General features: G+C 40.6%; 26 protein-coding genes and 1 pseudogene. 18 read left to right on the plus strand and 9 right to left on the minus strand.

The features are described 5' to 3' along the window. Positions 1-113 precede the first annotated feature (113 nt). Positions 114-446: an RNA-guided endonuclease TnpB family protein gene (locus H6G69_RS23670; RefSeq protein ID WP_313951905.1), complete on the plus strand. Its 333-nt coding sequence runs from the start codon at positions 114-116 to the stop codon at positions 444-446. 201 nt (positions 447-647) lie between these two features. On the opposite strand, the gene H6G69_RS23675 is transcribed toward H6G69_RS23670, so the two are convergent. Further along, the gene (locus tag H6G69_RS23675) at positions 648-1211 is read right to left on the minus strand and encodes a hypothetical protein (RefSeq protein WP_190691576.1); all 564 of its coding nucleotides are present in this window, start codon (positions 1209-1211) and stop codon (positions 648-650) included. Beyond that, positions 1193-1318, minus strand: coding sequence for a hypothetical protein (locus tag H6G69_RS34470; protein WP_277883443.1), 126 nt, complete (start codon positions 1316-1318; stop codon positions 1193-1195). The genes H6G69_RS23675 and H6G69_RS34470 overlap by 19 nt, the downstream gene beginning before the upstream one ends. Positions 1319-1352: 34 nt before the next feature. Here H6G69_RS34470 and H6G69_RS23680 point away from each other — a divergent pair, with 34 nt between their 5' ends. After that, positions 1353-1583, plus strand: coding sequence for a hypothetical protein (locus tag H6G69_RS23680; RefSeq protein WP_190691577.1), 231 nt, complete (start codon positions 1353-1355; stop codon positions 1581-1583). A gap of 115 nt (positions 1584-1698) precedes the next feature. Here the strand turns inward: H6G69_RS23680 and H6G69_RS23685 are convergent, their stop codons facing one another. Then, entirely contained in the window at positions 1699-1989 is a 291-nt protein-coding gene (locus H6G69_RS23685) for a helix-turn-helix domain-containing protein (protein ID WP_242072157.1), read from the minus strand. A gap of 68 nt (positions 1990-2057) precedes the next feature. Here H6G69_RS23685 and H6G69_RS23690 point away from each other — a divergent pair, with 68 nt between their 5' ends. The 5 genes from H6G69_RS23690 (at position 2058) to H6G69_RS23710 (ending at position 9851) form a co-directional block, all read left to right on the plus strand. Continuing rightward, the gene (locus H6G69_RS23690) at positions 2058-2318 is read left to right on the plus strand and encodes a hypothetical protein (RefSeq protein WP_190691579.1); all 261 of its coding nucleotides are present in this window, start codon (positions 2058-2060) and stop codon (positions 2316-2318) included. A 136-nt stretch (positions 2319-2454) separates the two neighbouring features. Next, positions 2455-3246 carry a BRO family protein gene (locus H6G69_RS23695; protein WP_190691580.1) on the plus strand — a complete coding sequence of 264 codons (792 nt, stop codon included), beginning with the start codon at positions 2455-2457 and terminating at the stop codon, positions 3244-3246. A gap of 20 nt (positions 3247-3266) precedes the next feature. Further along, positions 3267-4319 (plus strand): hypothetical protein, encoded by a 1053-nt coding sequence (locus tag H6G69_RS34060; protein ID WP_242072158.1) that lies wholly within the window; start codon positions 3267-3269, stop codon positions 4317-4319. Positions 4320-5355: 1036 nt separating this feature from the next. Then, complete coding sequence (locus H6G69_RS23705; RefSeq protein WP_190691581.1) at positions 5356-6090, plus strand: hypothetical protein; 735 nt, start codon at positions 5356-5358, stop codon at positions 6088-6090. A 173-nt stretch (positions 6091-6263) separates the two neighbouring features. Next, the gene (locus tag H6G69_RS23710) at positions 6264-9851 is read left to right on the plus strand and encodes a CARDB domain-containing protein (RefSeq protein WP_190691582.1); all 3588 of its coding nucleotides are present in this window, start codon (positions 6264-6266) and stop codon (positions 9849-9851) included. Between the two features lie 45 nt (positions 9852-9896). Here H6G69_RS23710 and H6G69_RS23715 read toward each other — a convergent pair whose 3' ends face one another. Further along, a complete protein-coding gene (locus tag H6G69_RS23715; protein ID WP_190691650.1) occupies positions 9897-10280 on the minus strand; it encodes a hypothetical protein in 384 nt (127 codons plus the stop codon). Positions 10281-10368: 88 nt separating this feature from the next. On the opposite strand from H6G69_RS23715, the gene H6G69_RS23720 reads away from it, so the two are divergent. Continuing rightward, positions 10369-12024 carry an IS1182 family transposase gene (locus tag H6G69_RS23720; protein ID WP_190691583.1) on the plus strand — a complete coding sequence of 552 codons (1656 nt, stop codon included), beginning with the start codon at positions 10369-10371 and terminating at the stop codon, positions 12022-12024. Positions 12025-12679: 655 nt separating this feature from the next. On the opposite strand, the gene H6G69_RS23725 is transcribed toward H6G69_RS23720, so the two are convergent. Both H6G69_RS23725 and H6G69_RS23730 read right to left on the minus strand, forming a co-directional pair. Then, positions 12680-12940, minus strand: a complete 261-nt coding sequence (locus tag H6G69_RS23725; RefSeq protein WP_190691584.1) for a hypothetical protein — start codon at positions 12938-12940, stop codon at positions 12680-12682. 568 nt (positions 12941-13508) lie between these two features. Continuing rightward, positions 13509-13646 carry a hypothetical protein gene (locus H6G69_RS23730; protein ID WP_190691659.1) on the minus strand — a complete coding sequence of 46 codons (138 nt, stop codon included), beginning with the start codon at positions 13644-13646 and terminating at the stop codon, positions 13509-13511. A 348-nt stretch (positions 13647-13994) separates the two neighbouring features. On the opposite strand from H6G69_RS23730, the gene H6G69_RS23735 reads away from it, so the two are divergent. Both H6G69_RS23735 and H6G69_RS23740 read left to right on the plus strand, forming a co-directional pair. Next, on the plus strand, positions 13995-15098 hold the full coding sequence (locus H6G69_RS23735; protein WP_190691585.1) for a hypothetical protein: 1104 nt from the start codon (positions 13995-13997) through the stop codon (positions 15096-15098). 260 nt (positions 15099-15358) lie between these two features. After that, the gene (locus tag H6G69_RS23740) at positions 15359-16732 is read left to right on the plus strand and encodes a DUF2252 domain-containing protein (RefSeq protein WP_190691586.1); all 1374 of its coding nucleotides are present in this window, start codon (positions 15359-15361) and stop codon (positions 16730-16732) included. A gap of 470 nt (positions 16733-17202) precedes the next feature. On the opposite strand, the gene H6G69_RS23745 is transcribed toward H6G69_RS23740, so the two are convergent. Next, entirely contained in the window at positions 17203-17778 is a 576-nt protein-coding gene (locus tag H6G69_RS23745; protein WP_190691587.1) for a PEP-CTERM sorting domain-containing protein, read from the minus strand. Positions 17779-18155: 377 nt separating this feature from the next. On the opposite strand from H6G69_RS23745, the pseudogene H6G69_RS34845 reads away from it, so the two are divergent. Next, positions 18156-18452 (plus strand): annotated as a pseudogene (locus H6G69_RS34845) (hypothetical protein); the annotation flags it as partial. A 51-nt stretch (positions 18453-18503) separates the two neighbouring features. Here the strand turns inward: H6G69_RS34845 and H6G69_RS23750 are convergent. Beyond that, positions 18504-18647 carry a hypothetical protein gene (locus tag H6G69_RS23750; protein WP_190691588.1) on the minus strand — a complete coding sequence of 48 codons (144 nt, stop codon included), beginning with the start codon at positions 18645-18647 and terminating at the stop codon, positions 18504-18506. A 92-nt stretch (positions 18648-18739) separates the two neighbouring features. On the opposite strand from H6G69_RS23750, the gene H6G69_RS34850 reads away from it, so the two are divergent. From H6G69_RS34850 to H6G69_RS23785, 7 genes are all read left to right on the plus strand, one after another. Then, the gene (locus H6G69_RS34850; protein WP_206757650.1) at positions 18740-19177 is read left to right on the plus strand and encodes a hypothetical protein; all 438 of its coding nucleotides are present in this window, start codon (positions 18740-18742) and stop codon (positions 19175-19177) included. Further along, entirely contained in the window at positions 19155-19493 is a 339-nt protein-coding gene (locus H6G69_RS34855; RefSeq protein ID WP_190691590.1) for a hypothetical protein, read from the plus strand. The genes H6G69_RS34850 and H6G69_RS34855 overlap by 23 nt, the downstream gene beginning before the upstream one ends. Positions 19494-19647: 154 nt before the next feature. Further along, entirely contained in the window at positions 19648-21465 is a 1818-nt protein-coding gene (locus H6G69_RS34475; protein WP_190691591.1) for a calcium-binding protein, read from the plus strand. A gap of 28 nt (positions 21466-21493) precedes the next feature. Further along, positions 21494-21670 carry a hypothetical protein gene (locus H6G69_RS23770; protein WP_190691592.1) on the plus strand — a complete coding sequence of 59 codons (177 nt, stop codon included), beginning with the start codon at positions 21494-21496 and terminating at the stop codon, positions 21668-21670. Between the two features lie 112 nt (positions 21671-21782). Then, entirely contained in the window at positions 21783-22301 is a 519-nt protein-coding gene (locus tag H6G69_RS23775; protein ID WP_242072159.1) for a hypothetical protein, read from the plus strand. 299 nt (positions 22302-22600) lie between these two features. Beyond that, complete coding sequence (locus H6G69_RS23780; protein WP_190691594.1) at positions 22601-23665, plus strand: AI-2E family transporter; 1065 nt, start codon at positions 22601-22603, stop codon at positions 23663-23665. Between the two features lie 23 nt (positions 23666-23688). Then, entirely contained in the window at positions 23689-23850 is a 162-nt protein-coding gene (locus H6G69_RS23785) for a hypothetical protein (RefSeq protein WP_190691660.1), read from the plus strand. A gap of 39 nt (positions 23851-23889) precedes the next feature. On the opposite strand, the gene H6G69_RS23790 is transcribed toward H6G69_RS23785, so the two are convergent. After that, a complete protein-coding gene (locus tag H6G69_RS23790) occupies positions 23890-24165 on the minus strand; it encodes a UBP-type zinc finger domain-containing protein (protein WP_190691595.1) in 276 nt (91 codons plus the stop codon). Between the last annotated feature and the right edge of the window lie 162 nt (positions 24166-24327).

Here is a 24327-nt window from a genome sequence, read left to right on the forward strand (position 1 = left end):
ATCCAAGAAATCTTTGACCAACTCACATTTGAGCAGGTAATTTCTGTGTCTTCTTATAACTTTATCCTGGAAGCTCTATTCTATGCAGCTTCATATTAAATTGGTATAAGTTAATTCGTGAGAATCAAACGATTATCTTAGAAGATTTGAATGTCTCAGGAATGCTCAAAAACCGTAAACTCTCTAGAGCTATTAGTGATTTAGGGTGGAGACAGTTTCGGACATTTCTAGAAGGCAAAGCCGAAAAATATGGACGTGAGTTCCGCGTTATCAGTAGATGGGAACCAACAAGCCAAACCTGCTCATGCTGTGGACTCAGCGGCGGTAAGCTCGACCTTTCTATCCGCGAATGGATTTGCTTAAATTGCGAATCCACGCATGATAGGGACGTGAACGCCGCAGTTAATATTAAAGTTGCCGGAGGACATTCGGAAACTCAAAACTGACGTGGAGGAAAGCGTCAGACTGCCGTAAAGGTAGCAGCATCCTGTGAAGCGTCAACCCGCCAAGAATTCATACAGTTCAGTCTGTTTGATTAGATTGGAATCCTCACGCCTTCAGGCTGAGGAGGATGTCAAATGATAAAAAGCTTGATAACGTTACAGAGGCGATAGCGTGTGGAGACTGCAATCGCCTTTTACCTCAAACTAAGCCGCAACTACTGGCCGCACTCCCAGATAAGCAATCGCACTATCCGCAGTATCAACCACCTGATTCCTGCCATACAGTCGTGGTCGAGAGTACCAACCTTCTGCATTGCACCCGACGAAGCCCACCAAACGCCCTTCCTGAAAGACTTTCGTGCTGAATGATAGCCAATCAACCTCATCATGCCACAGCCCATACTTACGGCAGGCTTCTTCGAGTTCGTCTGATAATCGTTCGTTTCGCTGGCGTGGGGTTTCTGGTTCAGCGATGGTTGCTTTAACTTCGGCTACTCGTGTTGCGAACCAATCTCGCTCGAAAGGTAATCTTCCATTGTTAGTCAGTTGTACCCAAACGGTGATTCCGCCTTCGATCCAGATGGTTTTTATTTGGTCAGGAGTGCTGTTGATGATGGTTGCAATGATTTGGCGATCTCGGTTGGTTAGCGGGTCTTGGGTTGGGGCTACCGTTTCGGACTGGGTTGCAAGAAGCTGATTTAGTTCTTCTTGTGCTTTCTGTTGTTCGTCAACGGACAGGGCTTGCTTGGTTAGTGTTCCGTAAGCCATAATGTAACTCCTTGGATAAAGGGAAAGGCGATCGCTCCGTCTGGACAACTCAGCGATCGCCTTTGTTTTTTACGAACAAACGTTGTGGGAATCCACAACGCATTCACCTAAATTTGGCGCAGCCTTAAATAAAAATGCCTCGTGTCAGTGACCGAGGTTTGCAACAACAGCATATCTATTGATCAGGCGCAGTCTCGCTTACTGGCGTTGAAAGCGGATGCAGTGCTGAATCGCAATCTTTTATTCATCGATTCATCATCGATGCAATCAATCTTCCCTCCTGTATCCATCACTTTCTCTGGTTTCGCCAGTGCTTCAGCTACCCTTCCAGGGGTTCAATTGATTGTTTATTTCATGGTTCTGAATGTTTAGCACCGCTTTATTTATCTAAGAGGCAGGTACTTGCTTCCTCTTTTATGACCTAATACTACTACGCTCACCAGTGGTTGTCAAGTACTAAAGAACTGGTGAGCGTAGTTGATTTTATCTATGCTTCGTAGTCTACATCCCAGATCAGAGCGGTAATTTCTCCATTCAATGCCGCACAAAGTTTTTCCAATATTTCTGTGCTAACAGTCATTTGGTCAGGTTTTTTCGGTTTTTTGAGAAATACGTGAGGAGTTTCTAGTTGCTGAATGTAAGCTACAGATACTCCTACTTCCTCAGATAACTTTTGTCGGCTATATCCTGCTTTCTCCCTCAGTTCTCTCAGCTTTTGGGCATTCTCTTCATTCCACCTAAACGCAGCGATCGGTGTTACATCTACAATAATATTCATTTTTACTTTAATCTTACTTTTACTGCGCTCACCAGTTGACATATTAATACTAAATAGATAATATACTGGTGTCAACCATCAGGCAACACCAAGCCACAACAAAAGCGATCGCCCGCAGAACGCACTGCGATCGCAACTCATTTGATTTGCAGCAAATGAGCTATTTATCATGCTTACACACAAATGGCGTGATTCAGAAATCGATCAAATGCTTTAAGGCAGTTGGGGGCTTAAGCCTGTTATTACTGCCGAACTTATTACTAATCAAAACGATTGACAAATCTTTGAATAACTCAACCATGCTAGAGCTTGAAAGCGATCGCCTCTGAACACTGCAATCGCTCAACAGTAATAGCATTAAGCAGTTATTACCACTGCAACAGTCTTGAATTATAAAACTTAAAGGTTTGAAGCGGCATAGTTGCAATGCCGCAATAACTTTATGCGTCAAAAATCGGAGAAAGTATGGACGCGATTATTAACAGTGAAAGTCACCCCAGCCCCTTTGACCAAATTAAACATACTGATAGCGATGGTTCTGAATATTGGCTGGCCCGTGAACTAATGCCCATTTTGGGATATCAGCAGTGGCGACGGCTAGAAGATGCTATAGATAGAGCTATTACTGCTTGTACAAATATTGGTCAAGAAAGCAAGAATCACTTTTTGCCATTGCCGGCAAAAAGTACCGGAGGCAGACCCAGAGACGATTTCAGGCTCAGTCGATATGGTTGCTATTTAACAGCAATGAATGGTGACTCCCGTAAGCCAGAAATCGCCGCAGCACAAAATTACTTTGCGATAAAAACCCGTGAGGCAGAGTTAGCCCCACAAAATTCAGAACTACTTGCCCAACTCTGGGAGAAACTCGAACAGCAAAATAAGGTAATCGAAGAACAAGGTAAGGCGATCGCTGACCTTCAAGCCCAAATCCAAAACCTGCTGCCCCCATCAGCCGACTTCATGCCTCCCGGTTGGGATGCCGAAGTTTGGCGATCGCTTCCTTCGCAGGACAAAAGCCACTTCAGGTTCTTGTACCGCCGTCGCAACTTCCGACCATCCCAAGAGAATCAACCATTAGCCCTACCTGCGGCCACGGTTGAGCAGATGAAAGAACGGCAACGGGCTGAGGTTACGCGATTGGTTGGTGAAGTGTCACCCGAAGAGAAACAGCAGTTTCAAGCTGCGAAACTCCAAAAGCTCAGAGAGTTTTGGTCGCAAGCCTCAGACGAAGAACAAAAAGAGATGCCGTTTTAGGAGATACAGGAGATAAGCAGATGAGTAGCGTTAATCCTGCTGAGAGATTTTCAGTCTTAGTTATTTTGCGTCGAGAATATCTGGATATTACCGGAAACTTCTGTGCTGCTAAGTTAATTGAGTATTTTCGGCATTGGACAAACTGGAAGGTCAAGAATCACCGCACATCTTGGGTTTATCAGCCACTCAAGAAAATCTATCGTGACCTGATGGGTGAGCATAGCCTTCATGTCATTAGAAAGGCGATCTCTTTGCTTGACGAGATGAGTATTATCTCCAAGCAGAAGAATCCAGGTAACGGGCAAGATCGGACGTGGCAGTATAAATTAAACCTTGAGGTACTGAATAAGCTGCTTGAACTTGGCAGGTGCAAAACTGAACATTCGACGTTCGCTGTAGAACAATACCACAGATCCCATCCAGAAGCTTCTAAGCCACAACAGCACGTTGCTGCTGAGGAAGAAAAAAGTGAAGTAGAAGAAACCGAGATATCGAACTACGACCAGGAAGGGGAGCAAATCGAGATTGTTAGCTACACCCCAGAACCAGAACAAACTGAGATTGTTGACTACGGCCAAGAACCAATTCGCCAAACCACACAACCAATGCAACCCCAGATTTCTCACTTCGTTGATGAACAAGAACTGGATGACTCAACTAACGACGAAGAGCATCATGAGGACGAGCTTTCCGGGGCGGCAGTTAAAGCTGACTTTAATGTGCCTAAGCAGGAAATTGCGGAGGTTTGTAACGAGTTGAGGCGGTTGCGGATCAATCCTCAGCCGTGTTTGGGGGTGATCAAGAAGCATTGGGATAACGTGCAAGGTGCGATCGCTTGCGTAAAAGATGCTGTTGCTGAGGGATGGTGTACGAATCCAACTGGTCTATTCATCAATAGCTGCAAGAGTGGGGCTAAGGGAAAGAACACTGTTACTGCCGATGTTAGTGCTTGGTTCGAGTGGGCGCGAAGGCAACGGATTGTGCTGGCGATGTCGGGTGGGGTCGTTTATACGGTCGATGGGGAGGCTGTCGAGTTGGCCGAGATGATGCGGCGGTTTCCGGTACTTTTGTGAACTTCAATGGTGGAGTATTGCTCGATGTGGTGAAGAAATATATCAAACAGCAAAATTCGACAGCAAAATTCGGCGGTTAGCTAACTAAATCCTGCCCTGATTTTCATACCCAAATTCCCAAATTCACCTGGGGATGAAAGCAAGGAAGGTTAATTTAAAAAGTAAGCTGGTGATCACACAATTCATTATTTTGTTTAGCGTTCAGAAGTGGGACAATATTTTTCTCTCTTCGTAGTAACAAAAGAGGTATCAGACAAGACTTTTAATTAACAAAAGACATACAGAAATATTTAGTTTTTTTGAGATTACTATGTTCTGTAGATACATATCATAAGAAATATCTACTGGTTAGTAACATTTTATTAAGCTTATATAAACATCATTGTTGCTTGAGCAAGCATAGGGTTGACTAGTATTAATAATAATTACTTATATATTTTTAAAATAGAGAGATATCATATTATGCTTCTCCACACAAGGAAAAAATCAGATTTTTGACAAAAATCTGATTTAAATTAATGAAATATCAAATTTTTGATTAATGATATAAATATATCTGTACGGAAATAAAATTTTAAATAATAATCAGTTTTGCAGATATTAAATTTGCCAAAAGCTCTAATTTAAATTTCTGGTAAAGATACTTTTCTAGCTATAAAAAAGTGATAAGGAGTTATTTAGAAGGTTGCACTTTACTTAAGCTTTATCTTTATAGGAATAATTTTAAAAAATGCTCTTTATTTAAAAAACAGTAGTTAGAAATACTGAATTATGCAGAAATAAGCATAATTTTCTTAAGTAGTTATGTTATAAAAATAGATGAGTATCATAAATAACAATCCTAGTTTTTACTGAAATTATTATCTGATGAATAATTATTACCAAATAGACAGCTTCATGAAATATTGAAGTCGATTAAAGCTGCCAAAAATGCGGCTTTTTATTCGACGCAGCCTTTGTAGCAAGATAGAATGGGCTAGTTTTTTGATTAGCTCTCTCCCAATTAGAAATTAAATTTACCCATAGAAAAAAGCAAATGAACCAAAGTCTAAATATTCAAGAAATTGCCATTGCGATCGCTGCAAAACAACACAACCCGACAATTTTAACTCCAGATTTTCTCAAGTATAGTGGTATCGTCCCTAATAATTGGGAACTGGGTAAGCCTCCGATTCTAACAGATTCTAATGCTCAGGTAGTCTTTGCCAATGGGATTAGTATAACTTCATACGTCAAACGGATTATTTTCACAGAGGCGATCGCCACTAAAGAATTCACTGAGGTAGAAATTTCGTCCCTAGCTCGCAAATATGTAGAGACATTGGCGAAAGTAGACTATCAGGGGGTATCGATTAACTTTCGAGGATATGTGTTTTTTGAGGAGCAAAACAATACAGCACGCAACTTTATCTTTGGCACACTGCTGAATCCTGGCCCTTGGCATGAGTTTGGTAAAGCACCTGTGCAAGCTGCAATGCGGTTTAGTTACACCCTAGAAAGGGCACAACTGAGCTTGGATATCAATGAAGCAGGGTTACAATTACCAGATCAAACAGTGCATCCCATCGTGCTATTCACCGCTACTTTTAATCACGCAATTGTTCAAGAAGAACCAAGTCGGCGGGTAGCTATTCTATCAGAAATAATTAGTAATTGGCAGACAGATATAGAGGCTTACAAAGAACTGGTGAACACCAAGTTTCTCAATTCACCATATCAGCTAAATTTAGTAGCAAATGAATCTGTTATCCCCACAGTAACGACTTTTTGAGTGCTGTGTGAGGACGAATAGATCAATAAAACCAAAAACCACACCCCCAGAAGTTGGAATTCATAAAGCAGGGAGGTTGTTCAAAAATCTACTAGATTTTAAGCTCAACCTACGGGGAGATTGGTGTTTATGTTGGAAAAAGCAGCATCTATTAAACAATTGGGAGATTATTGATGAACAATATTGACTTGATAGTGTCTTCTGTAACGGCTCCACTATCTATCACCTTGGGTGAGACGATTCCCATATCTTGGACAGTCAAAAACCAAAGTACAGATTATGTCTTGGCAAACTACTGGTATGACTATATTTACATTTCCAATGACCAGATATTAGACCAAAGCGATACTTTTCTCTTCTCTAAATATGCAGGACAAAATACGGCTCTAGCAGCCACAGGTAGTTATACTACCACCGAGAACATTTCTATTCCCAACTCCGTAGCACAACGAGGTAGTATCAGCCGCTACCTGTTATTTGTTACTGATGGAGGAAACAACCAGGATGAAACCAATGAAACTAACAATGTATTCGCCCAAGCTATCACTATAAATGCCCCAGATTTAGTCGTGACAGCAGCTAACGTCCCAATTACGGCTGAATTAGGCGAGACGATTTTTGTATCTTGGACAGTTAAAAACCAAGGTACAGTTTCTGCCACATCTTACTGGTATGACTTTATTTACATTTCCAAAGACGAGTTTTTAGACGACAGCGATAGTTTTGTCCTCTACACAAATTCTGGAAGACCTTTAGCCTCAGATAGTAGTTATACCGATACCTCAGACATTTTTATTCCCGACAATGTAGGATCTGGCATTCACTACCTATTATTTGTCGCTGATGGAGGAGAATATTACAGCAACCAGCTTGAAACTAATGAGGACAATAATGTATTCGCCCAAGCCATCACCATCAATAATCCCCCAGATGTAGATTTAGTTATTACTGCTGTTAATGCCCCAACCATAACTGGGTTAGGTGACACAATTTCTGTGTCTTGGACAGTTAAAAACCAAGGTACAGCTTCTACCTCATCTGACTGGTATGACTATATTTACATTTCTGATGACCAGCTACTTGACGAAAGTGATTTCCGCCTCACAGACGGCTACACAAGAGAGAATAAGCTTCTAGCATCTGGCAGTAGTTATACAATTACCGAGGATATTTCTATTGACAACTTTGTAGCACCAGGCGATCACTATCTGTTATTTGTTGCTGATAAAGACCATTACCAGGGTGAAACCAATGAAACTAACAATGTATTTGCCCAAGCCATTACCATAAATGATGCCCCAGATTTGGTGATTACTGCTGCCAATGCCCCAACTACTGCTACATTAGGTGAGACTGTTTTTGTGTCTTGGACAGTTAAAAACCAAAGTACAATTTCTGCCAAGGCATACAACTGGTACGACGCAGTTTACATTTCCGATGACCAGTTCTTCGACAATAGCGATACCCAACTCGCCTCCTATGAGAGAAGAGAGAATACGCCTCTAGCATTTGACAGTAGCTATACAGTTACCCAAGATATTTCTATTGACAACTTTGTAGCACCAGGCAATCGCTATCTGTTATTTGTCGCTGATAAAGACCACTACCAGGGTGAAACCAATGAAACCAACAATGTATTCGCCCAAGCCATCACCATTGCTGCCCCAGATTTGGTGATTACTGCTGCCAATGCCCCAACTACTGCTACATTAGGTGAGACGGTTTCTGTGTCTTGGACAGTTAAAAACCAAGGTACAACTTCTGGCTTTTTCACGACTGACTATATTTACATTTCTAATAACCAGTTCTTCGATCAAAGCGATACCCTCGTCGGCGAATATTCTGGATGGCCGCTAGCATCTGGCAGTAGCAATACGGCTACGCAGAACATTTCTATTCCCAACACCGTAGCACCAGGCGAGCGCTACTTGTTATTTGTCGCTGATGGACGAAATAACCAGGTTGAAACCAATGAAACCAACAATGTATTCGCCCAAGCCATTACCATAAATGATGCCCCAGATTTGTTGATTACTGCTGCTAACGCCCCAACCACTGCTGCATTAGGTGAAACGATTTCTGTATCTTGGACTGTTAAAAACCAAGGTCTAGTTTCTACCTCATCTAACTGGTATGACTATATTTACATTTCCGATGACCAGTTCTTTGACAACAACGATACCTATCTCAGCCGCCGCGATGCAGCAAAAGATACGCCTCTAGCATCTGGGGGGAGTTATACAGTGACCCAAGACATTTCTATTTTCAACTTTTTCAAAACAATAGCCACAGGCGATCACTACCTATTATTTGTCGCTGATGGAGGAGGATATTACGGCAACCAGGTTGAAACCAATGAAACTAACAATGTATTCGCCCAAGCAATTACCATTGCTGCCCCAGATTTAGTCATTACTGCCGCCAATGCCCCAACTACTGCTGCATTAGGTGAAACGATTTCTGTATCTTGGACTGTTAAAAACCAAGGTCTAGTTTCTGCTTTCGCTAACTGGTTTGACGCAGTTTACATTTCTGATGACCAATTCTTCGACTCTAGCGATACCTATCTCACCGAACGTTATACAGAAGAGAATACGCCTCTAGCAGCCGCAGGTAGTTATACAGCCACCCAAGATATTTCTATTCCTGACTCTCACTATGTAGCAACAACAGGCGATCGCTACCTATTATTTGTCGCCGATGGATCAAATAACCAGGTTGAAACCAACGAGGACAACAATGTATTCGCCCAAGCCATCACCATTGCTGCCCCAGATTTGGTGATTACTGCTGCCAATGCTCCAACCTCTGCTGCATTAGGTGAGACGGTTTCCGTATCTTGGACTGTTAAAAACCAAGGTCTAGTTTCTGCTTTCGCTGACTGGTATGACGCAGTTTACATTTCCGATAACCAGTTCTTCGACAACAGCGATACCCAACTAGCCTACCATTATACAGGAGAGAATACGCCCCTGGCAGCCGCAGGTAGTTATACAGCCACCCAAGATATTTCTATTCCTGACTATATAGCAGGCGATGTCTACGACGGGCTGCGCCAACGCTACCTATTATTTGTCGCTGATGAAGGAGGATATTACGGCAACCAGGTGGAAACCAAAGAGGACAACAATATATTTGCCCAAGCCATCACCATTGCTGCCCCAGATTTGGTGATTACTGCCGCCAATGTCCCAACTACTGCTGCACTAGGTGAGATGATTTCTGTATCTTGGACTGTTAAAAACCAAGGTCTAGTTTCTGCTTTCGCTGACTGGTTTGACGCAGTTTACATTTCTGATGACCAATTCTTCGACTCTAGCGATACCTATCTCACCAGCCGCAATGCAGAAGAGAATACGCCTCTAGCAGCCGCAGATAGTTATACAGCTACTCAGGATATTTCTATTCCCAACGTTGTAGCAGGAGGTGATGTCTACGACGGGCTGCGCCAACGATATCTGTTATTTGTTGCTAATCAAGGAACCAAACAGGGTGAAACCAACCAGGACAACAATGTATTCGCCCAAGCCATCACCATTGCTGCTCCAGATTTAGTCATTACTGCCGCCAATGCCCCAACTACTGCTCCCGGATTTCTCACCACACCTTTCAAAGCCTGTGCAGGGGAGCAGGGGAGCAGGGGGGCAGGGGAGAATGAAGGTGACACTGTTGGCGAATTCGGGAAATGCTTGTCCAGAGAGGATGAATTGAAGAGTAAAGCGATGAGGTTGTATCACCTCAAGCCATGTATTACAAAATAAAAAAATGCCCCTGACAATTGAATTGTTAGCAAATTCAGAAAACGCTTATGCGCTCTTTGTTAATTCAGCAATGAAAAGATTGAGAGCTTTAAGTGCCATCTTGTAGCCAGTAGCTTGCTTCCCTAACTTTAGTTGAGACAAAATGCGATCGCGTAAAGCTTCAAATGTTTGTGGTTGCAGAAGTGAAGTCTGTTGGCTTACTGGCTCCTCTTGCAGTGTATTACATGGTAAAGTGGGTAATTTATCCCGTGTACTACTTGGTAGAGCATTTTCTCTGACAATTTGTTCTAAGTAATCAGCTCTAGTTAAGCCGTGACATTCGGCAGCAATACCCAAAGCTTTCCAAGTTTCATCGGTTAGTCTCAAGGAACGCACTAAACGGTAATCATCATTTTTGAGTGCAAACTTTCCCTGAATATCCCGTTTCATTTTGTTTAACACCATGTATTACATCGCTAGTGTAGAACATAAAATGGAGTTAAAGTTACTGTAGTCGCGCAATTGAGGTAAAGATTTTATGTCAATGCAGCCTCAAAATATTCCTCTAGTCCCCCCAGATACTCAAGCTGTAGCGCGTGCAGCTTTTCCAAAAGGGAACATCTACGTTTCACTACGTGACAATCTTGGCAGTATTTACGAGGATGAATTTTTTGCCACATTATTTCCGAAACGAGGACAGCCAGCAGAATCACCGTGGCGGTTAGGTTTAATTTGCGTAATGCAGTTTGTCGAAAATTTAACAGATCGCCAAACCGCAGAAGCGGTGCGTTCTCGAATTGATTGGAAATACGCTTTAAGCTTGCCTTTGACAGATCCGGGATTTGATTTTTCAGTTTTGAGCGAATTTCGCCGACGGTTAATCGAAGGTAATGCAGAACAACTGCTACTCGATAGGCTTTTGAAACGATTACGGGATTTAGGATTAATGAAACCAGAACGTCAGAGAACTGACTCAACTCACGTTTTGGCAGTTATCCGTAACCTCAATCGCTTAGAATTATTGGGAGAGACGCTACGCTTTGCCCTCAACAGTTTAGCCGCCGCCGCGCCAGATTGGCTAATAAATCAGATTAATTCTGACTGGTTTGACCGTTATAGCCGGCGCGTTGAGAATTACAGATTGCCCAAGCTGGATAGTGAGCGTGAGGCTTTGGGGAACTTAATCGGAAAAGATGGATTTGCATTATTAGATGACATCTATGCACCAACAACACCCTTTTGGTTACGCCAGATCAAGGCAGTAGAAATTTTGAGGCAAGTTTGGGTACAACAATTTTATGCCCCTAGTGAAGAAGGTGTTGTGCAATGGCGTATAACAAAAGATATGCCGCCTTCAACAATTGCTATTCACTCGCCTTATGATGTTGAGGCACATTACAGTAGTAAGCGCAGCGTTGACTGGGTCGGATATAAAACCCATGTGACAGAAACTTGTGGTGAGGATTGTCCTCACTTGATTACTCAAGTTTATACTACCTTGTCTACGGTAACAGATGATGCTGCGGTTGAACCTATCCATCAAGGCTTAGAAGAAAAATCATTACTACCAAACGAGCATTTCATGGACACTGGCTATGTAACGGCAGAACATCTTGTTAATAGCCGCACTCAGTATGATGTAGAAATCATTGGCCCAGTTCGTAGTGACCCTAGTTGGCAAGCGCGTAATCACCCGAAGTTTGCTGCTGACCAGTTTAAGTTTGATTGGGACAACCAAGTAGCTACTTGTCCTATGGGGCAGCAGAGTGTGACTTGGCTACCTGAAATCGACAAGCGCGGACAGCCAATTATTGATATCCGATTTCCCACTGCCGCTTGTCGAGCTTGTCCAGTACGCCGTCGTTGCACACGTTCAAAAAAAGATCCTCGTGGACTGACTATTCGCGCTCAAGCCTTTCACACAGCACTGCAAACTCGTCGTCAAGCCCAAGAAACACCTGAATTTCTCCATCAATACCACCAACGTGCGGGAATAGAAGCTACTTTATCTCAAGGAACTAGACGTACTTGCTTACGACGCTCTCGTTACAGTGGATTGGCAAAAACTCATCTTCAACACATTCTAATTGCTACTGCTCTTAACTTTTTACGCTTGGATGCTTGGTTTAACGAAGTACCAATTGCTAAAACTCGTATTTCTCGCTTTAAACAATTACAGCCCAAACCCGGTTGAGCAATACTTAGAGTCCCTTAACCATGTAATACACGGGGGAGCAGTTAATCATTTTCTTTCCCCGTGTATTACATGGTTAGCTTTTAGAAAACAAAATATTTCAGTTCGGTTGACATTCAAAAATTTGGCAGCAATTATCATGGGGATTTTTGGTTATGTAATACATGGCTTGAGGTCAGACAACTTCATCGCTTTACTCCTCAAGCCATCCGCTCTGGACAAGCATTTCCCGAATTCGCCAACAGTGTCTACGCTATATCTACCCCGAATTGTATGGACAATGCTATAAAATATTTTTTTAGTCATTTGCTAGATTACCCATAGCTACATTAAGCCAAAAGCTTAACAATAAATTAAATCTACATTAAGCTTGAGTATCCAGTATGTGTCTTCCGAATTATTTTTAAACCACATTCTGTACACTAAAGTCTGACAAATTTATCGAAACAGAATTCAGGAGTCAGAATTCAGAATTTAGTTTGGGATTTTGGAAGAGTGGTAAATGAATAAACGGGTTTAATATCCCACTAATCCTAGATTTGGTGGCTACAATCAGTGAGGAATTCAGATTCCCCACTGATTGATTCTGAATTCTTCTTCAAGAACCTTATAAGTATCGAAAGCTTTAAGTCTACTGAATTAGTTTATACAATTTTTAGTAGTTAATTATGTTTTGAGCTTTGATTTTTAATGTTAATCTATTATAACGACGTTCTAAAAAAAATTTCACTTCTAAACTAGTGCAAAACATTTGAGGTACATTACCAACAACTAACAACCATCTTTCTTCATTATCTATGCGTAACTTCCATCGCTCTTGAGGATTTTGAGGTAAAATAATAGATTTACCATAACTATCAAATTCACATTTAAATCCCCAAAGCTTTGCTTGTTTTAGCAGACTTTCTTTAGTCATAACAATCTGATTGCGTTAGTTTTTCAGTTCATAACTGTGAATTGATGAATACAATATAGGAATCAGAATTAATTACTGAACATACTTGTATAGATAGGAAAGGGGAAGGGACAGAGAAACTAGAAGTGTAATGATTTTTTCAAAAATCAAATATGAGTCCTATATATTGCATATTGAATAAATTAATTATTTATTTAATTTAGGCTTTACACTCAACTTACCGAAATTTAGTATACGCTAATTACTTACTGGAAGCCCATGAGTTACCACTTTTACTTTAGGATTTTTCAAGAAATAAGTTAGTTAATTTGTGAGGTGGCTTATTGCCTGCTCTTTGCATAGGGCAAGTAAAGACACTCATTTCCACAAGAAAATTTGCAATATTTTTAGGGAGGAAGTCTTTAATCACAAAACTATTATTTATAAGGATAAGCAGGTGGTGGAAGTGGCTAAGAGTGAGTCAGATATTTATCTTTATCCATACTTGGCCAAGGTTTTCGTGATTTTTATCTACATCCCACACTATCCCCAACACTCAGCTTCATCACACTGAGAGTGAAGTTCTCTATTATACTATTTGCGCGCCAGGACGACTATTTTCTACCACAAACGAAGCAAAAGTGTATACAGGAACATCTGGACGGCTAACGGTTGTCATAATTCGCAGGTCAGTCTGCCAACGCTCATGATTCAGGTTGACACGCAATACTTTTCGGATAAGGAATTTACTCGTGTTCGCGTAGCGTCTCCGTGATTGAGAAGGTATCTTGAGAGCAGGGGTGCAAGGAAGAACGAAGGTACTCTCTCCCCTGCCCCTGAAGCTCCTCCACCCCCCTGCTCCCTCAACGAAGAGATATCTTAACCAAAAGGTATTGGGTTGACACGGAAAAAACCTCTGCGATCGCCATCAAAAAACATAATGTGTGGGTTTTCCGAAATTAAGGGGGCATAGTAAGGGGCGTAAACGTTATAACTTGGTTGACATTATTTCTAAATCAATTCTTAAATATCAGCTTTTATCCTGAGTTTTGTTGTTTATTAGGTGTAATAGCAGATGATGTTAAAACAACTGTTCCTAATTGCTATTAGTGCGCTCGTAGCAATCGCATTTGCTACTTTTATAGATATCCAAGGAATTGCCCAAACTCCCACAGATTTAGATTTAGCAGCTTATCATGCGCCAATACATTATCAAGATACTGATAGCACTAAATATAGTGGTGATTACATTACCCAGTTTAACTATGACGGAGATTGGCGAGGCACAAATAATTGGGACAATCTTTTGTCTTATCAGCTGAACGCTCATGCTTATTATTCTGTGGCTGAGACTTGTACTCACAGATTCATTACCTATTCTTTTTTTCATCCTCAAGATTGGACTGATATTCCCTTTGACCAAGAACACGAAAATGATTTAGAGGGTTTGCTGGCGATCGTTCGCAAAGATAGTACAACCTTTGGTAAACTCGAAGGCATTGTTACAGTCTTCCATACAAACTTTTACTCCTATACACCTGCTGGTAGTCCTTTAATAAGTGGTGCAGAAAATATTGATGGAATGCTGACTATGAGTAGCTATAACAACTCTCTGCATCCTTTAACAACACAAGAAGCTAAAGGTCATGGCTTACGAGCTTGGCCAGCAGGCAATTTTTATGGAAGCAATAATCAAGATGGAATCATTTACTATCCTTCTAAAACTAATGCCCAAGTTCCGGCATCAGGAAACACCCGTAATGTACAATATCTATTGATTGATGTATTTGCTACTAGTGGTATGTGGCAACGTCAATTAGATGAAGCATCTAGTTCTACAGGGATAACTTTTGCAAAGTGGGGTACATTCCGAGGCGATTCAAGCTCAAGTTGTGGTGCTGGTACACCAACCTGCGCTAATGATTCCGCGAATGCACCTTGGGGCTGGGATGACTCTGACGATGGCTCAGTCTACAAAGGCGAAATGGCTTTAGATCCTGCTCACTTAGTAGATGTTTATTTCAATGGACTCGGTAACTTTGATTCTACATACATACGTAACCGATATATTCAAGATTTAAAAGACAGAGGCTACAATTCTCACAATCTTCCTCTAGGCTGGCCTAGCCAAATCAATCTTAATGCTTTAATTGGCAAACTCAAAAACCAGTGTTCTTAATCTGTGAATAACAGAAGCTGTATTACTTTGCAATGCAGCTTCTGTTCTTTTACAAGAGTTCTCTCGATCAGTTCTTCAATGCGTTGAGCGAGAATATCGTATACAACAATAATGTCGATTGTAGTTCCATTTTTATAGTTAATTTAATTCCGAGAATATCCCAAAATTTAAAATCCTAGGTTAAAGAATGGTTATGGGATAATTACTAGCTTTTAGGCTAATCTACATAATAAATTAGTTGGCTAATTAGGTCAGATTTTATGTTTAAAAAAATAGGTATAATCGCTGTCTTGACAGTTGTACTTGTATGGTTTAATGCTAAGACTATTGCTGCAACTCCTCGTTCAAGTTGGATAGAAAATGAAATTTATCAATACAATCATCAATTTGCTACTCAATTACCTCAAGAATTAGCAACAAAAATGCAAAAGATGGCGGTTAGTCCTTTTGCTTTTTATCGAGGAACTGCTCACATCTTTTATCGTGATATGCAGACATTACCAAGTTCAGCATTTGTCAATTCTGCTACCTCAGCTATCTGGTTAGAAGGTGATATGCATATGCAGAATCTTGGGGGAATGAGAGATGCAAATGGAAACAATGTCTTTGATACCACTGATTTTGATGAAGGCTATCTTGGCCCTTACATTTGGGACTTACGCCGGATGGCGGTTTCAATTCTATTAGCAGCTAAAGAAAATGGTTTTAGCTCTAGTGATGCTCAAGATGTTGTGCGAAATTTTCTCGATACTTACCTCAACAAGATGAGCGACTTCAAGGGAACTAATGATGAATTATCTTACCGATTAGAATCTAGTAATACAAACGGTATCGTTAACGATTTAATTCAACAAGCTGCTAGTAAAAATCGTTCCAGCTTGTTGAGCAAATATACGCAACTCAATAGCAGTGGCGATCGCGTTTTCCAAACTACCTCCCAACTTCAACCTATATCTAGTAGCACTTACTCAAGTATTAGTAATGCGATAAATAGCTATATAACTTCAATTCCTAGTAGTAAACGCTACAGCAATAGCTATTACAATCTTAAAGATATTCGGCTAAAGCTAGGTTCAGGAACTGGTAGTCTTGGCAGATATCGATATTACTTATTAATTGAAGGCCCTAGTTCGGCAAACGATGATGATCGCATTTTAGAAATGAAACAAGAAACTAGCAGCACTGTAGCAATTGCTGTTCCTGGTTTGTTACCAAGTTCTGTATATGGCAGCAATGAAGGTGCAAGAGTGACAATCGCTACCAAGGCGATGCTTGCTAATACAGACCCTTTAGTTGGCTACACTACAATCAACAATCTTTTCTTTATGCTGCACGAGAAATCACCTTATCAAGAAGACTTTGATTATACATTACTCACAACTAAAACCAAGTTCATGGATGCAATGGGGTATGCAGGCAAAGTCGTAGCCAAAAACCATGCTATTTCTGATAAAGATTACAATGATGCGCTTGTTCCTTATAGTGTGGATAAAGAAGTCACAGATATTGTTAGTGGTAACAAGGCTGCATTTAAAAATGAAATAGTCAACTTTGCTTTAGATTATGCAACTCAAGTTGAGTATGACTATGCAAGTTTTGTAGATGCCCTAAACCGGGGAATACCACTTTATTAAAAATTTAGCCATTAGACTTGTCCAAAATATTAACTTAGAAAAAGAAAAATGGTAAAACGTTAAATTGAGCGTCTACCATTTTTCAGAATTAGTTATAGTTTTCGATTATATCGAGAAATATCCACATAGAACAAAACAAATTTTAGGTATTAGTTATCAAAACAGAATACATGCGTCAGTCGCCAGAATTCTCTTGCTTGTATTGGAGTGCGACTGGTGGATGAATTGTAGGGGTTTAATACCCCCACTAATTCGCAGATTTAGTGGTCAACAAGAAAGTGGTGGGTTAGAATCCCCTACTAATTGATTCTGACGGATGTATTCTTCTTCAAGAACAACTGCAATCATTGTTAAACTGCGCCCAAAAACGACACTAAGACATCAAAGTTAAACAGGAGAGTCAGAAAATCGTTTTGATGCAAATATCAAAGTTTTGTCTCAAAGCTTTGAACAGTCTGGCTTTGGAGTTTTCAGACAAGTCTATTAGCTTTTTTGGAGGCAGCTATCGCCGCAATTGCCAAAAATAAACCAAATAGGGTAGAGGGTTCAGGTATCGATGTGGATGAAGAACTCACGCTAATATTGGCAGCAGGATCTTGATAAATGTATGTTCCTGCCCGTCCAACTTCCCCAGTCAGCCTAATCTCTGAGATGGCAGTTCTTTGTAAGGTATATCTAGGCGCATCAAAAGCAATGCCAAAATCAACCACTAATTCCCAATCCGAACCAGAATTAAGCTCAAAATTGATCCTTGGCTTTAAGAAACTGCTGGAAGTAGAAGCTGGATTCAAATTCAGTCCTAGATTATTGACCGTTAACTGCCAATCGTTCAAACTTCCATTGTCTGCGTAAACTACAAATCCTGAATATTCGCTCTGTTTTTGCAAAAAATTACTTAAAAAAGGGTTAGCCTCGATTAAGGTGAAGTCACCCGCGAATTCTTGTCTAGTTAGAATAGCTCCCAATACCGGAGTAGCATGAAATACACTTGCAACTACCAAACCAATCAGGGCGACACGGGCTTTAGGAAGTCGAACTTGATTCATGGAAAAGGTACTGCTGTCAAAAATTACTCAACAGATGTTATCACATCCAAAACATTTCACGATACAGTCTTTTTAGTAACGGCTTCATAATCTGTAATTTCTTCTTCCACCAGATCAAGATAACTTGTAACTTAAGAATAAAAGCAATACACTTGCAAAGCAATTTAGGAGATTTATGAATAAATATTCAAGATAATTAAACCTGCACTTCATAGTTATTTTGTCATTGCCATCTTAATAGTGATTGAGATTTGTTAAAAGGTAAAAATTTCTTGCGGGGGGACAAAATGCTCTATAATGCTTATCATATAAAGGGTGTAGCAATTTGTGGTAAAAGAAAAAGAGCCTTCATTCGCTACAAGCTCTATTTAATGAGAATGTTACCGGAATTCTACGAAACGCACTTCAAGCGAGAACTGGGACGTGCAGAGTATTTATCACTAAAAATTCTGATAAATTTGGTACAGTCTATCAAAACTGTCAGCATAGAAGCGTGATACCAATTCGCAATTTTAAAAAAACAGACACAGCAAGGGTTTCAAGAGTTACATCTGTATCATATTTTTCGTGAAATGGTATTAGCTACAGCTTTACCTATCCCCATATTATTTGAAAGTAGAAGAAAAAAGATTCAACGTTTTTTATCTTTAAATTATATAAATGTTGAAGAAATATAGGAACCTGACTTTTCCCGTTAAGTCTTGAAAGGCTTGGTTGTAAAGGATTTAAAAAACAGCACAGCATATACGGTACAGTAATTGAAATCGGGTGCTAAAGGTGACAAGCAATGCTGGACTGGTGGAAGAAGAATTTTGCAACCATATCTCTGGGCGATCGCCAATTAAATGAGCGTGCAATGTCGATAGCATTGCTTTAAGCCTTGGATTTGGGAAAGGGCTGTCAGAAATCTTCAGCAATGGAACAGTACTCAAAAGAGCCTATGAGTTTTTGCAACCCAAAAGTGCAATTTCCAAACGTGATTGAGCCGCACTGTCAAATGACGGCGGAGACTGTTGCAGAAAGCGATGTCACGCTGTGCGTCGGAGACACAACTTTTCTTGATTATGGCAGTATTGAGGCTAAAAAAGAAGGTTACGGCCCAATTGGCAAAGGCGGTAACGGCTTAATATTGCACAGTGGATTAGCGATAGAACCTGAGAGTGGTCAATCTGTTGGGTTATTGTGGCAAAAACTATGGAATCGGGAGCCGAAAGCGAAACCGCCGCTAGATGAAACTCCAACACAGAAGAAACAGCGACAACTAGCAGCCCGTAAAGAAGCCCGCAACCGACCCTTTGAGCAAAAAGAATCATATAAATGGGTAGAGGCACTCACCACTGTTGAAAACCTTGTAAGCCAGCACACGCGAGTAATTCATGTTTTTGACTCCTGTTGGTGATATCACAGAAGTTTTTGATAAGATCCGCCAACTTCATCACACGGGAGTAATAGTTCGTGCCGCTCATAACCGCAGTTTAGATTCTGATAGCGAACGTCTGTGGTCGAAATTAGAAGCACAACCCATTAGTTTTGAACAAGAAATCGAATTGCCCTCGACTCAAAAGCGTTCATCGCGCCAAGCCAAACTGGCTATCAGGTTTTGTGCTGTTAATCTTCGCACTCCTTACCGTTTTGATAATCGTGACCTACTACCTTTAATGAAGCCGGAAAAAGTAGCTTCACAAAAAGTTTATATGAAAGAGCTATTGATATAAGCTTTATATTTTTTTAAGAATTTCATATTAAATGTATTCTGCGAAACGTTCATCATGAACAATTTAATGATTTATTTATAGTTGTGCTAAGTTTTTTGTATTTTGGCTAGAGTCAAATCCAGACATATATTTAACAAAAGGAAAGTCAAAGTACATGGCTACATCTCAATTGGTGACAGATCAAGAACAGGTGATTACAGATCCTAATATCGGGGGTGTTGCTCCCTCGCCTGTATTCAACCTTGATACCTTAAGTGATGACTTAGTTTCAGGCAAGGTAGCTGCTACTGATTTTGCTCGTTTATTCACTGATTCGTCCGTTGTTGAAGCAATTGGGTTAGCTAACCCACCTGCTGAAATCACTGCAACTACTAGCGATGCGGCAACTGATTTTGTTGTTAAGTTCGCTCCTGACGTAGCAAATGACCCGATTGCCTTCAAGACATTCTTGAGTGCGAATCAGTTAACACCCTCAACTGATGTAGTTTCAAACTTTTCCACAACTGATTCCAAGATAGTTACTGCTAGTTTCATTAGCAAGCTGATCCATATCATTATTGGAACTGCTGGTAATGACATTTTGATCGGTAAAGCCACCCATGATTACATTTTTGGTCTGGATGGTAACGATTTGCTCTTCGGGCAAGGCGGGAATGACAACCTGTTCGGAGGCAATGGCAATGATATACTACTCGGTGGAATCGGTAACGATGTCCTATTTGGCGAAAATGGAAATGACATTCTGTTTAATGACGCAGGTAGTGATACCCTAATCGCTGGTGCTGGTGATGATTACTTTTACGTATTAGATCCTAGTGGCAGCAGCCTGCTCAATGGTGAAACTGGAATTGACACTGCTGACTACAGTGCTTTAAGCCAAGCAATTACCTTGAAGTCAACTGGAACTGTGACAAAAGGAATTGGATTTGGTACTGACCAACTTGTTCAAGTCGAGAGAATCTTTGCAACATCATCACTTAATGACTGGATTGACGCATCTGATGCAACCAGTCCAACCTCTGTAAACGTTAATCTACTGACTAATTCCCTGATTGTTAATAATGTCCCCAGTTTAGGAACGCTCACCTTTACAGTTAGCGGTTTTGAAAACGTCAAAGGAACGGCTCAGAATGACAGCATCACTGGGAACAATGTTAACAACATTCTCAGTGGAGGTGCTGGGGACGATGTGTTCGGTGGTAGCAAAGGCAATGATACTATCAACGGCGATGCAGGCATTGACACAGCAAACTACAGTGCGTTAGGACAAACCATCGTTCTCGGCCCCACAGGTACCGTTACTAAAGCAGGTGGATTTGGTACTGACCAGTTGAATGGGATTGAAAGCATTACGGCTTCTAGCTTACTGGGCGATACAATTGATAGTTCTACAGCAACAGGCAGCACCACAATTACAACCAATCTAGGTACAAATAGCTTGAGTGTGAATAATGTAGTAATCGGTGGCATTACTACCAGCCTCAACTTCACAGTCAAAAATTTTGAGAATGTCACAGGTACTGCTCGTAATGACAGCATTACTGGGAATAGTGCTAACAACATTCTCCGTGGAGGTGCTGGGAGTGATGTCTTAGCGGGTGACGCTGGTAACGATAATCTCATCGGTGGCAGTGGTGTTGATGTCTTAATTGGTGGAACTGGTAACGATCAGTTCACCTTCTTAAATCCTACCGAAGGTGTAGATATCATCACTGATTTTGCTCCCGCCTCTGATAAAATTGCGGTTTCTGCCTCTGGTTTTGGTGGCGGTCTAACAACAGGTATTCTTTCAGGGCTTCAGTTCGTCGTAGGAACCTCTGCAACAACCGCCGCTCAACGATTTATCTATAACTCTCTCACAGGTGGATTGTTCTTTGATATTGATGGTAATGGTGCTGCTGGACAACAGCAGATTGCTAGTCTCACTCTTGCTCCAACTCTAACATCTACTAATATTCAAGTTATTGCTTAACGACTACTCGTTGTCAAAGAGGTTGAAAATGAAAGGATGTAAGCGTGAAACCATACATCCTTTCGCTCAACAAATGTGTTGTTGTACTCGGATTTTTGCCCAAGTACTGCACCCCAAGGAGCCAAATACGATCGCTGCTGCTGTTGCACTAACGCTTATAAAAGTTCTGCAACAACGAGTGCAATTGTTTGAAGTCGCTGATTAATTATTGAATCAGAGGAAAACATCTCGGCATACACTCAAAAGTGTAAAAGATGCGTATTTAACAGCAACTAAATCACCCAGTTATGAAGACTACTTTTTCTCGGCTCATTGCTATGACTACATCCACTCTGGTCATAGCCACAATCGGAACAGTAATATCTACTTCAGCACTGGCAGTTGATTTGAAACCTGCCCAAAAATTAGCTAGTACAACTCAGCTTAGTCAAGCCAACCAATATACTTTTACTGACCCCATCAGAACTACAGAGATTATTTTTGTTCCACAAGCACCAGGGCCGATAAGAGTAAATGACCCACCAGGAGCTTCACAATTGACTTATCAAGGCCCAGAAGGTGAATTCACTTTTCGTGGGCAAGAAATTACTAAGCAAAAGACCGCGTTGGGTTTACTGATTAGTGTCGTCTTAAAGCCAAATGCAGATCAAGGTCAGTTACAGTTAACCTTGGTATTACCAACTGTTACTCTTCAAAATGGGCAAAAACAAGAATTTGATACTGTGGCAATTAAGACCAGAGGCAGGGGCTTTATAAGAAATCCAGCCGGAGCCGACCGAACTTACCTAACATTACAACTCAAGGGCATAGCAGAAAACGTTATTCTTCCTCTTTAAGTTTAATTCTTAATATTAGGAATGAGTTTGTTTGTAATAAGATATTCTTCAACCTCAACAATTAATGCTGGGGTTTTTCGCTTTTTCTCTTTCCAGACTCTTAATAAAAGTAATATTGAATGAGTAAGATACTTTCACAACATCACGTTGCTCCCATTCATCACTCTTCAGGAGTAATCGTTCTCATTCTAGCTGGTGTGCAACAATCCTTATAATATCTATTTATTTCATTTGGGAGATAGTAATAAAGTCAAAAAGATTGATTATTGGATAAATAATTTATAAATATAGTCAATAACATGACAAATCATAAAGATACAGAGAATGGGTGGTCGCAGTTAACTCGTGGCGCACCATTAGCCGTTATTTTAGCTACAGTATTATATATTCTCTATCAAATATTACCCGTATTAGAACTAATAATTATTGCCGCATTAATTGCTTTAATTTTACGGACTCTGCTGCGTTTATTACACAAATTAGTAAAATCACAAGATTTAGCTATTTTATTCTTAATAGGATTAATTATCGGATTTATTGTAGTTTTGGCTACGATTGTCGTCCCTAGCGTGACATTTGAGTCTCAAAAACTATTAGCCACATTACCGACTTATCTCAATAGATTGACAGGAGATGTTGAGCAACTGCGTCAGAAATTTACTTTCATCCCCGATATTTCTCAAGCAATTATACAATTACGAAATTTGACCAACCAGTTACTAGGTGGAGTTCCTATTTTTCTAGGTCAAGCTTTTAGCTTAACTATAGAATTGGTAGCGACATTGATTTTAGCATTGTATATGGCTTATGACCCTAATTCTTTAGTTAACGGAATCCTCAGATTATTTCCTCGACAACAACATCAACGTTTTAAACGAATTCTTCGTGCGACAAAAATAAGATTGCGTGGATGGATTTTTGGCACAGGAATCGCTATGTTATTTCTAGGTATTAGTGCTACATTAGGACTTTTAATATTAGGTATTCCTTCCGCACTACCATTTGGTATTATTGCAGGTTTGTTTGAAATTATTCCCTACTTTGGTTCAATTATTGGAACTTTTTTACCTGCATTAGTAGCACTCAGCATTTCACCTCTCAAGTTAGTACTTGTATTAATACTATTCTTGGTACTAAACCAAATAGATGCCCATATTGTTCAACCTTTAGTCATGGGTCAGCAAGTGAATATTCACCCGGTAATGGTAATTGTGACATTTCTTATTATGGGGAAATTATTCGGATTTGTTGGTCTGCTATTGGCCGTACCAGCCGCAGCAGTAATAGTTACACTCATTAATGAATTTACACTTATTGAACCTATTTTAACTGTTGAAAATGAAATAGATAAATCAAATAGTTAGTTAAATCTTATGCTGCGTTGGTCATGGAACGTGTAGAATCCGGTGTAGAAGCGGCCAAAGAATTCCTTTCCACCCTCAGCAGTGATGAGCGTTGGGGGGTGATGGTGGCATTTGAGGAGCAAGAGCCTGTGATGTTTGGGCAGTTGGTGGCGGCGGCTCCCGATTGGGTGAACTGGATGGGGTGAGTTGTGGGGTTTTGACCTGTCTGCTTACGGGAAGACTAATCAATAATTCTTCTGTTGCTCATCCACAAAGCACCACAGCCATTCTTCTCCTAGTTCGGCTGAACTAATAACAGGATGTCCAGTTTCTTCATAATGACGACGTGCGTGTTGATTTTTGGAAGAGTCACAACACAACATCTTGCCGCAGGTCTGGCAAATACGCAGATGTACCCAGCGATCATTAAGTAAAATACACTCCTGACATTGAAATACAGGATAGTTAGCTTTGTGAATCAAGTTTTCCAAAGTCAATTTATTGAGATGTTGGCAGGACATAGGGTTTTCCTATTAATTACAGATGCGCCCAATTGGCGGAAGTGGTTGGCGTAATTTTGGGTTTAGACTGTCTGTTGGGGGCGAGGGTTGGGCAGTTGGCTTTGATAAAACAAAGTCTTTTGGTAAGTTTAGGTTTATTTAATGTATATCTATATGCAAGAA

The sequence above is a fragment of the Nostoc sp. FACHB-110 genome (assembly GCF_014697425.1).
Lineage (GTDB): Bacteria > Cyanobacteriota > Cyanobacteriia > Cyanobacteriales > Nostocaceae > Nostoc_B.